The 8,499-nt window shown below is 46.5% G+C and carries 8 protein-coding genes; 6 read left to right on the forward strand and 2 right to left on the reverse strand.

Features of this window, described 5'->3' with window-relative positions; genetic code table 11:
• The first annotated feature begins 59 nt into the window (after nt 1-59).
• The 6 genes from HKN88_06980 to HKN88_07005 all read left to right on the forward strand — a co-directional run bounded on the left by HKN88_06980 (nt 60) and on the right by HKN88_07005 (nt 4,311).
• Nucleotides 60-944: a dienelactone hydrolase family protein gene (locus HKN88_06980; protein ID NNC97800.1), complete on the forward strand. Its 885-nt coding sequence runs from the start codon at nt 60-62 to the stop codon at nt 942-944.
• A 65-nt stretch (nt 945-1,009) separates the two neighbouring features.
• Nucleotides 1,010-1,414: an MmcQ/YjbR family DNA-binding protein gene (locus HKN88_06985; protein ID NNC97801.1), complete on the forward strand. Its 405-nt coding sequence runs from the start codon at nt 1,010-1,012 to the stop codon at nt 1,412-1,414.
• 200 nt (nt 1,415-1,614) lie between these two features.
• Nucleotides 1,615-1,824, forward strand: coding sequence for a cold shock domain-containing protein (locus HKN88_06990; GenBank protein NNC97802.1), 210 nt, complete (start codon nt 1,615-1,617; stop codon nt 1,822-1,824).
• Between the two features lie 104 nt (nt 1,825-1,928).
• The gene (locus HKN88_06995) at nt 1,929-2,825 is read left to right on the forward strand and encodes a DUF1295 domain-containing protein (protein ID NNC97803.1); all 897 of its coding nucleotides are present in this window, start codon (nt 1,929-1,931) and stop codon (nt 2,823-2,825) included.
• 50 nt (nt 2,826-2,875) lie between these two features.
• Entirely contained in the window at nt 2,876-3,487 is a 612-nt protein-coding gene (locus HKN88_07000) for a polyisoprenoid-binding protein (protein NNC97804.1), read from the forward strand.
• Between the two features lie 119 nt (nt 3,488-3,606).
• On the forward strand, nt 3,607-4,311 hold the full coding sequence (locus HKN88_07005; GenBank protein NNC97805.1) for a crotonase/enoyl-CoA hydratase family protein: 705 nt from the start codon (nt 3,607-3,609) through the stop codon (nt 4,309-4,311).
• A 54-nt stretch (nt 4,312-4,365) separates the two neighbouring features.
• On the opposite strand, the gene yhbY is transcribed toward HKN88_07005, so the two are convergent.
• The gene (yhbY, locus tag HKN88_07010; GenBank protein ID NNC97806.1) at nt 4,366-4,659 is read right to left on the reverse strand and encodes a ribosome assembly RNA-binding protein YhbY; all 294 of its coding nucleotides are present in this window, start codon (nt 4,657-4,659) and stop codon (nt 4,366-4,368) included.
• A gap of 226 nt (nt 4,660-4,885) precedes the next feature.
• A partial coding sequence (metH, locus tag HKN88_07015; GenBank protein ID NNC97807.1) for a methionine synthase occupies nt 4,886-8,499 on the reverse strand: 3,614 nt, incomplete at its 5' end.

Consider the following 8,499-nt stretch of genomic DNA (forward strand, 5'->3'; position numbering starts at 1 on the left):
ACTTTATATTGAAAACTGTCACTGTCGTAAACCTCAACTGACATATTAAGGAATTGAATATGAAGAATGAAGACATCGACCCAAAGATCTACGACTTTTACGATGAATATTGTCACGGCGTTATTGACCGACGTGAATTCCTGCGTAAATCCTCCAAACTTGCCATTGGTGCAGTTGCGGCCTTGAGCATGGCTGAGGCCTTGTTGCCACGCTACGCTGCTGCTCAAACCATCTCGTTCACCGATGAACGCATTAAAGCGACCTATGTCACCTATCCATCTCCCGGTGGTAATTCGAATGAAATGCGAGCTTATTTGGTTCAACCTGCCGGTGAAGGCCCGTTCCCACCTGTATTAATTGTGCATGAGAATCGTGGACTGAATCCACACATCGAAGACGTTGCCCGTCGTGCAGCCGTTGAGGGCTTTTTGGCACTCGCTCCTGACGCCTTACATCCTGTGGGTGGCTATCCGGGTAATGACGACGATGGCAGGGCATTGCAAAGAAGTCTGGACCGAGACAAGTTAAAGATCGATATGCTCAATAGTGCGCGATTCTTAAAATCGCATGCATTGGCTGGCGACAAGCTTGGCGTTACCGGCTTTTGCTGGGGTGGCAGCGTTTCGAATTATCTAGCCGCAACCATGGGCGATGAATTAGCCGCTGCAGTGCCTTTTTACGGATCGGGTGTGTCAGCAGAAGAAGTGGCAAACATCAAAGCACATCTCATGATCCAGGCAGCTGAAAAAGATGATCGCATCAATGCCGCCTGGCCGGATTTCGAGGCAGCCTTGAAAAAGCACAAAATAAACTATGTGCGCCATATGTATGAGGGCACCAAACACGGGTTCCACAATAACTCGACTCCGCGTTATGAAGAGTGGGCAGCCAAGTTAGCGTGGAAACGAACCGTAAATTTCTTCAAGGGCCATCTTAGTCAATGAGATTTAAGCAGAATATTTATTAGGAGATAATAGATAGAGTTGATCCCGATAACATTGATAGTGAAATGAAATACAAGGCCGCCCACAATTACCTGATCAAAAAACCGGAGGCAAAAGAGGATTATCCCTTTGGTCCTGATGTGGCGGTGTATAAGGTCAAAGGAAAAATGTTTGCGACCCTGGCGTATTCACTAATCGAGAACGCAGGTAAAAAAGTTAAACAAGCACGCATGAATCTGAAATGTGACCCTGATCAGGCTTTGATGTTACGGAAGATCTTCCCTGCAGTGATTCTCGGATATCACATGAATAAACGTCACTGGAATACCGTTTGTCTGGATGGCAGTGTCCCGCCAAACGAAATAAAAGCCATGATCGATCATTCTTACGCCTTAGTGGTCAAGAGTTTGAAGGCCACTGTAAAGAATGAGTTGAAGCTTAAATATGGCTCACAACACTTTGATTTATGAATAAAAATTGTTTTGATCGCAGAGTTGCCAATACTGTATTTTTTCAGAATAGTGGCAATTGTCCATGAATTAAATTAACGCTTAAAAAAAGTACAGTGTGCATACTAATTACCCTATAATAGTTTTATCTTTCGGTTTTGCGGAAGGTATTTTTTTTACGGCAAGAGAACATCGCGCCACAGTATAGAGAGAAAGTAAGTATGTCAGAGTTAGTTGAAGGTACAGTTAAATGGTTTAATGACGATAAAGGTTTTGGATTTATTGAACGTGATGGTGGCAAAGATGTGTTTGTGCATTTTAGTGCGATCAATGGCGATGGGCGTAAAACCTTAAGGGATGGCCAAAAGGTAACCATGAAAGTTACTGATGGTGCCAAAGGACCACAAGCGGAAGACGTTACGGGATTGTAAATTTTTCAATGATTTTAAATAAAGGCCGTTTTTGCGGTCTTTTTTTTAGTCTGGAAACTGTTTAAAGTGATGAATTAAATCAATAATTAATAAAGCGAAAAACAATGCAAAAAATAACACTACGTTCGATCATTATCATTTCTGTGGCATTACTATTGGCCGGTCTTATGGCACTGGCAAATCAGGCACACTCGGTGCAATGGAATGGCTATTCTTTGTATGCCGTTTTGGGCGTTATCGCCTTTGTGATCCAGTGGATCGCTTTTGTCCCCGCGTATAAATTTCAAACCGAACATTTTTATGACCTGACTGGCAGTCTGACTTATCTCACGGTTATCATTTTCGGACTGGTATTGGGTGGCGGTTCCGGCAATCCTCGTGCCTTGTTGGTTTCTGTACTTGTCATTGTGTGGTCGCTGCGTCTGGGTTCGTTTTTATTCTTGCGTATTCGTAAAGACGGTAAAGACACCCGCTTTGATGAGATCAAACCGGTCTTTTCGAGATTTCTTGGCGCCTGGACACTGCAAGGGCTTTGGGTATATCTGACCCTGGCGGCGGCACTGGTCATCCTGACCTCGACTAAGAATGTCCCACTCGATGGATTTGCCTATGCGGGCCTTGCTGTCTGGATATTTGGATTTGTGATTGAAGTGCTGTCGGATCAGCAAAAACGGGCCTTTCGAAAAGTCCCTGCGAATAAAGGTCGCTTTATCCAAAGTGGCTTATGGGCCTGGTCACGTCACCCAAATTATTTCGGAGAGATCACTTTGTGGGTCGGGGTGTTCATTATCAGCATTCCGGTGCTGGTGGGCTGGCAATGGATTGCGATAATTTCTCCGGTATTTGTGTATCTGCTGATTACCCGCATGAGTGGCGTCAATATGCTCGAAGAGATCGCCGATAAACGCTGGGGTGGCGAACCTGAGTATGAAGCGTACAAGGCCAACACGCCCGAATTATTGTTAAAGCCACCTAAAGCCTCACCTAATTCTTCATCCTGAACTTGATCGCATAATCCGTAATTATTTCTGCTGCAACGGGTCATCTAGGTATGAGATTCGTTCGCGTAAATCTGATCCTGGCGTGTGTTGTGTTAAGCGGCTGCTTGTCGTTTATCACGCCAACTGTCAAAACAGAATTATCCGAACTGCGTGCAGGCCAATACCAACTGGATAAATCCCACACTTCCGTGGTGTTTAAAATTGGTCACATGGGTTTGTCCACCTACGTGGGCAGATTTAATGACTTTGACGCCAGTCTCGACTTTGATCCCGAGAATATACAAGCCTTGCAACTTGATACACTGGTCTATCCTGCAAGTGTGGACGTGAATAATGCAAAATTGCAAAACACCTTACAGGAGTCCGACTGGTTTGCTACGCATGAATATCCGGAGATCCGGTTTGTTACGACCGAGGTCAAACAAGGATCGGGAAATCAATTGTTGATCAGCGGCGAATTGACATTGCGTGGCATAAGCAAAAGTATTGAATTGCGTTCTAAATTCAATGGCGGCGCGGTCAATATGCTCACCGCCAAATATACGTTGGGTTTTGAAGCGTCAACAACTATCAAGCGCTCGGATTTTGGTATGCACGAATTTATTCCACTGGTCGCGGATGAGGTGGAAATCGAGATCCATGCCGAGTTTCAGAAGCGTTAAATGATTCGGTCACTTATCAAGCATGTTGGTCTGTTCGGAATCAAATTAAGCAAAAAAATATGGATACCTTAGTCAAGCCACGGTAAAGTGACACTTTCCAAATTGAACTAAGGATCACCATGTCTGAGTTAGTTAATTACGCGTTTTCCGAGGGTATTGCCACCGTCACATTACAAAATGGCAAAGCCAATGCCCTGAGTAGCCAGGTTTTTACTGAATTGAACGCGGCATTCGATCAGGCCGAGAAAGACAAGGCCGTGGTTGTATTGACCAGTGAAATTCGCATGTTGTCTGGTGGCTATGACCTGAAAGAAATGGCCAACGGGCTGGATGCGATAAAGAATCTGGTTTTAACCGGTTCGCGCTTTACCCAACGCATGCTCAATTTCCCTTTACCGATCATAGTGGCGGTGCCTGGCCATTGTATCGCGAAGGCGGCTTTTATCACCATGAGTGCAGATTACGCCATCGGGGTAGAAGGGCACTTCAAGATCGGTCTGAATGAAACCGCGATTGGCATGACCATGCACAATGTCGGGATCGAGTTAGCCCGTTACAGCTTAAGTAAGCGCTATTTCCGCCGTTCTGTGTTGAATGCCGAGATTTATGGCCCGATCGAAGCCGTCGAAGCCGGTTTTTTGGACATGATCGTGCAAGAAGAGAATCTGGTTCCAAGCGTGAAACAAGTCGCTGAACAATTCACAAAACTGGATCTCACCGCGTTTGGAATTTCCAAGCAACGCACCAATCGACACATCGTAAAACTTCTGGATGAATGCATTGAACAGGATCTGAAAGATCCGGTGTATTTTAAGGGTGCGTAATTGCTTAGTTTGCTATCGCAAAAGACTCCCGAAAAAAATTGTTGGAAAACCCTACTACAGCTTAATCTTCGCATTCTCGCCATTGCGTTTGAAGAATAATCCCATATTTCCGACTCGTTGCACCAGAATCGCGTGCTGCTCATCCACAATTTTCTGGAATACGGCATCACGTTCTTCACGCTCACCCACAGCCGCTTTGATCTTGATGAGCTCGTGATGCTCAAGGGCATTCGCAATTTCTTTCATGACATTTTCAGTCAATCCTTTATTACCGATCATTACCACGGGTTTGAGGTCGTGGCCTTTGGCACGCAGTCGTTTTTTCTGGGGTTCGGTCAGGATTGTCATGATTACTTAAGGGGTCGCTAGAAAGGGTGGGTATTGTACATTAAGTGTGTACGTAGGATGGGCAAAGCTTGTGCCAGACTCGATCCGGTGCTTGCGTGCCCATCGTTTGCTTAGTGATTGATGGGCACACCTCGTTTTGCCCATCCTACGAGTGTTTGTCTGAAATTCATTGCTGTGAATAGATTCTTGCCTAAACAGGAAAACCGAAAACGATGCTTGGACGAAATCAACTTTCCGATGCTAAATTCGGTGCCAGCCATTCTTTGACTTTTTCGATGCTCCAGCCACGCCGCGTGGCGTAATCCTCAACTTGATCATCATTGATCTTGCCAACCCCGAAATATTTGGCGTCCGGATGTGAAAAATACATGCCCGAAACCGCAGCACCCGGGTTCATGGCGAAACTCTCGGTCAAACTCAGGTCAATAGATTCATGCGGTTTCAGGATATCCCAGATCAATTGTTTGCCAGTGTGATCCGGGCAAGCGGGGTAACCGGGAGCTGGTCTAATGCCCTGATATTTTTCTTTAATGAGTTCTTCATTCGACAGATTTTCATTTTTGGCATAACCCCAGTATTCCGTACGTACCCGTTCGTGCAAGCGTTCGGCAAAGGCCTCGGCTAACCTGTCGGCCAAGGCTTTTAACATGAGTGCCGAATAATCATCGTGTTCCGCTTCAAAAGCCTGTGCCCGTTCAGCGACTCCGATGCCTGCATTCACCGCAAAAAATCCTATATGGTCATCCACAGCATCAACAAAATCTGACAAGCAGTGATTGGCTTTCCCATGTCTAAAAGCGCCTTGCTGGCGTAAGCCATAATAGGTTTCAATTCCGCCATTAACCGATACTTGAATATCATCATCGTTCGCTTGCGCCGGATAAAAACCAATTACGCCTTTGGCTGTAATCCATTTTTCATTAAGGATCTGTTTTAACATTACCTGAGCATCGGCAAACAGTTTTTGTGCTTCATGGCCAACCACTGCATCGTCGAAAATTCGGGGATAAGTGCCACGTAATTCCCAAGTCTGGAAAAACGGAGTCCAGTCAATCCGCTCGATCAGTTCGGCCAGGGGGTAATCGCTGAAAATTTTATTGCCAATAAATTGCGGCTCTGTGGTCACTTTTTTCGAGGCGTCCAATTTAAACCGATTGGACCGTGCATCCTGCAGGTTTCGGGATTTACGGGTTTGTTTTTGTTCCCCGCGTTGTTGACGCAAGGTCTCGTATTCTTGCTTTAATCCAGCTACATAGTCCGTAGAATGCTCCCTGGATAAAAGAGCATGCACCGTTGACACGGCGCGCGAGGCATCAACGACATGGCTAACGGCATTTTCATAGTGAGGTTCGATTTTCAGAGCGGTGTGTAATTTTGAGGTGGTGGCGCCTCCGATCAGCAAGGGCAGGGTAAAGTTTCTGCGTTGCATCTCTTTGGCAACCTGACTCATTTGCAATAGGGATGGCGTGATCAGGCCCGACAAACCGATGACATCGACATTCTGCTCGATGGCTGTATCCAGGATCTTTTCCGCCGGTACCATTACGCCGAGATCAATAACCTCGTAGCCATTGCATTGCAGTATAACCCCAACAATATTTTTACCAATATCATGTACATCGCCTTTTACGGTGGCCATTAACACTTTGGGTTTTTGTTTGGCGTTTTCGCCATCTTTTTCTTGCATGAATGGCAACAGATAAGCGACCGCCTGTTTCATGACACGCGCAGATTTAACCACTTGCGGTAAAAACATTTTCCCGGATCCGAAAAGGTCACCAACCACATTCATACCGGCCATCAACGGTCCTTCAATGACTGCCAACGGATCCTGGAGTTTTTTTAGAGCCTGTGCGGTGTCTTTAACTATGTATTTGGTGATGCCCTTAACCAGTGCATGTTCGAGACGCTTTTCCACAGGCTCATCGCGCCAGACTTCGGTTTCGGTCACTTTATTCTTTTCACTTTTCAAGGTCAGTGAATAGTCCAGTAACGCCTCGGCAGCATCCGCCGAGGTATTTAGCACAACCGCTTCAGTTAATGCCTTAAGTTTGGGTTCGATGTCCGCGTAAATTCCCAACTGTCCGGCATTCACTATGCCCATGTCCATGCCGGCCTGGATGGCGTGATACAGGAATACCGAATGCATGGCCTCGCGTACCGGGTTATTACCACGAAAAGCAAACGACACATTGGATAAACCGCCACTGACTTTAGCGTGTGGCAGGTTTTGTTTGATCCAGCGGGTTGCTTCGATAAAATCAAGCGCATAATTGTTGTGTTCGGCCATACCGGTTGCTATGGCGAAAATGTTCGGGTCAAATATAATATCTTCGGCCGGAAAGTCATGCTTGAGCAATAAGTGATAGGCGCGTTCACAGATCTCGATCTTGCGTGCACAGGTGTCGGCCTGACCTTGCTCGTCAAAGGCCATAACAATTACTGCAGCACCATAGCGTTTGGCCAATTTGGCGTGCTGCAAGAATTCTTGCTCACCTTCTTTTAATGAAATAGAATTAATAATGCATTTGCCTTGTGCACACTTTAGTCCGGACTCGATCACTTCCCAATCGGAGGAATCCAGCACCAAAGGCACTCTGGAAATATCCGGTTCTGAGGCAATAAGCTTTAGAAAATGCGGGAAGGCGTCTAGTGCATCGATCAAGCCATCGTCCATATTGATGTCGATCATTTGCGCGCCGTTATCCACTTGTTGTTTGGCAACTTCCAGAGCGGTTTCAAAATCACCTTGTTTGATCAATTTGGCAAAACGTGCCGAGCCAGAGACATTGGTGCGTTCACCAATATTGGCGAACACATCCTGGTTTGTGTAACTAAACGCTTCGAGACCTGACAGACGTAATGCTTTCTCAATAGTGGGTATGCTGCGCGGGGCAATGTTCTCTACGGCTTTAGCAATTGCCCGAATATGCTCCGGGGTGGTGCCACAACATCCGCCCACAATGTTCAAAAAGCCTTGCTCTGCCCATTCTGCAATTGCTGTGGCCATTTGTTCCGGAGTTTCGTCGTAACCGCCAAATGCATTAGGCAAGCCGGCATTGGGATGGGCCGAGACCGGAAATTCAGAAATACGTGACAACTCTTGCATGTGTTGGCGCAATTGTTGTGGGCCCAGGGCGCAATTCAGACCAATAGACACGGGCTTGGCGTGATGTACGGAATTGTAAAAGGCTTCCACGGTTTGACCGGACAGAGTTCTACCGGAATTGTCCGTGATGGTCCCGGAGATCATCACAGGCAGTGTGTGTGCTGATGCTTCGAATAGCTGATCAATTGCAAACAGGGCGGCTTTGGCGTTCAAGGTATCGAATATGGTCTCAACCAATAGTATGTTGACCCCGCCATCGATCAACGCCTGGGTGGCATTGCTATAGTCGTCAACCAAAGTATCAAAGGCAATATTTCTAAATCCCGGATCATTAACGTCCGGACTTAAACTGCAGGTACGATTGGTCGGCCCCAAAACCCCGGCTACGAATCTCGGTTTGCATGTGGAGCTCTGGTTAAATTCATCACGTACCTGACAAGCCAGTTTTGCCGCTTCAAAATTCAGTTCATACACCAGATCCTGCATAGCGTAATCGGCCATGGACACCGCATTGGAATTAAACGTGTTGGTCTCGATGATGTCAGCACCGGCTGCATAGTAATCGCGATGAATTGCCTTGATCAGTTCGGGTTGGGTCAGGGTGAGAAGATCGTTGTTGCCCAACAATTCGTTCTGCCAGTCATTAAACCGTGTACCACGATAATCCGCTTCTTCTAATTCGTGCGCCTGGATCATGGTGCCCATACCGCCGTCCAGGATCAGGATCTTTT

This window comes from Gammaproteobacteria bacterium, from assembly GCA_013001575.1.
Classification (GTDB): Bacteria; Pseudomonadota; Gammaproteobacteria; order Steroidobacterales; family JABDMI01; genus JABDMI01.

Bases quoted from the DNA above. Each gene is read 5' to 3' on its own strand.
- HKN88_06980 (NNC97800.1), top strand. From the start codon at position 60: ATGAAGAATGAAGACATCGACCCAAAGATCTACGACTTTTACGATGAA.
- HKN88_06995 (NNC97803.1), top strand. From the start codon at position 1,929: ATGCAAAAAATAACACTACGTTCGATCATTATCATTTCTGTGGCATTA.
- HKN88_07005 (NNC97805.1), top strand. From the start codon at position 3,607: ATGTCTGAGTTAGTTAATTACGCGTTTTCCGAGGGTATTGCCACCGTC.
- HKN88_07000 (NNC97804.1), top strand. From the start codon at position 2,876: ATGAGATTCGTTCGCGTAAATCTGATCCTGGCGTGTGTTGTGTTAAGC.
- HKN88_06990 (NNC97802.1), top strand. From the start codon at position 1,615: ATGTCAGAGTTAGTTGAAGGTACAGTTAAATGGTTTAATGACGATAAA.
- yhbY (NNC97806.1), bottom strand. From the start codon at position 4,659: ATGACAATCCTGACCGAACCCCAGAAAAAACGACTGCGTGCCAAAGGC.
- HKN88_06985 (NNC97801.1), top strand. From the start codon at position 1,010: ATGAAATACAAGGCCGCCCACAATTACCTGATCAAAAAACCGGAGGCA.